1 protein-coding gene is annotated in these 1331 nt (G+C 46.5%); it reads left to right on the forward strand.

The genetic code is table 11. The features are described 5' to 3' along the window. Positions 1–13: 13 nt before the first annotated feature. Positions 14–1331, forward strand: a protein-coding gene (locus tag BP97_RS39980) for an IS1182 family transposase (RefSeq protein ID WP_156043446.1) whose coding sequence is annotated in 2 segments (ribosomal slippage) — positions 14–581 and positions 581–1331 — 1319 coding nt annotated over the 2 segments. Because the reading frame shifts where the segments join, the coding sequence is not laid out codon by codon here. This gene is flagged as partial in the annotation.

Here is a 1331-nt window from a genome sequence, read left to right on the forward strand (position 1 = left end):
GAAGGTGTAGGGTATGCTGCGTTCGAATCGAGATAAACAACAAAACTACGAGCTGGTATCCATTGAAGATTTAGTTCCAGCTGATCATATGCTCCGCAAGATTGATAAGTACATCGATTTTTCCTTCATAGATGAAAAGGTCCGTCACCTCTACTCTCAGGATAATGGTCGGCCAGCCATCGATCCGTTGGTTCTCTTCAAAATGATCTTCCTAGGTTATTTTTACGGGATTCGCTCTGAGCGCCAACTTGAACGGGAAATCCAAACGAACCTGGCCTACCGCTGGTTCCTTGGGCTTGGTCTAACCGATCGTGTTCCCGACCATACAACGATTAGTTGGAATCGTCGTACTCGATTTAAAGATACAACCGTTTTTCAGGACATCTTTGATGAGATTGTGCTTCAGGCCATCTCGCATCGTATGGTCGGAGGCCGTGTATTGATTTCGGATTCAACCCACTTAAAAGCCAATGCCAACAAACAGAAATACACCAAAGAGCTTGTGAAGCAGAACACGCGCGATTACCTAGATGAGTTAAATACTGCCGTAGAAGTCGATCGCAAGACACAAGGAAAAAAGCTCTAAAACCACGAGAGGAGGTGAATGAAGACAAGGAAGTGAAGGTCAGCACAACAGACCCCGACAGCGGCTATATGGTACGAGAGGGCAAACCGGAGGGCTTCTTTTATTTAGATCACCGTACCGTTGATGTGAAGTACAATCTCATTACCGATGTTTTCGTCACTGCTGGAAACGTGCATGATTCGGTTCCTTATCTTACTCGCCTCGATCGTCAGCGTGGACGTTTTGGCTTTCAAGTGGAAGCCGTAGCTCTAGATTCTGGTTATTTAACCACTCCGATTTGCAAAGGCCTTGAAGAACGTAAGATATTTGGTGTAATTGCGCATCGTCGGTTTCACCCTACGCAAGGGCTGTTTCACAAATGGGAATTTAAGTACGATGCAGAACAAGATGTATATTTATGCCCACAAAAGCAAGAACTGCCTTACCGAACTACAGATCGTCACGGCTACCGACACTATGCATCAGACCCTAAGATTTGCGCGAGTTGCCCCATGCTAGCGAAATGTACACGATCCAAAAACCGCCGCAAACTCGTAACGCGGCATATTTGGGAAGATAGCAAGGAGCAAGTGCGATTAAACCGGTTGAGTAGATCCGGTAAGCGGCTTTACCAAAAACGAAAAGAAACGATTGAGCGAAGCTTCGCGGACGCTAAACAGCTCCATGGGTTTCGCTATTGCCGTTTGCGGGGGCTTCGAAATGTCACGGAGCAAGCGCTTATGACAGCAGCCGTACAAAACATGAA

This window comes from Paenibacillus sp. UNC451MF, assembly GCF_000686845.1.
Taxonomy (GTDB): domain Bacteria; phylum Bacillota; class Bacilli; order Paenibacillales; family NBRC-103111; genus Paenibacillus_S.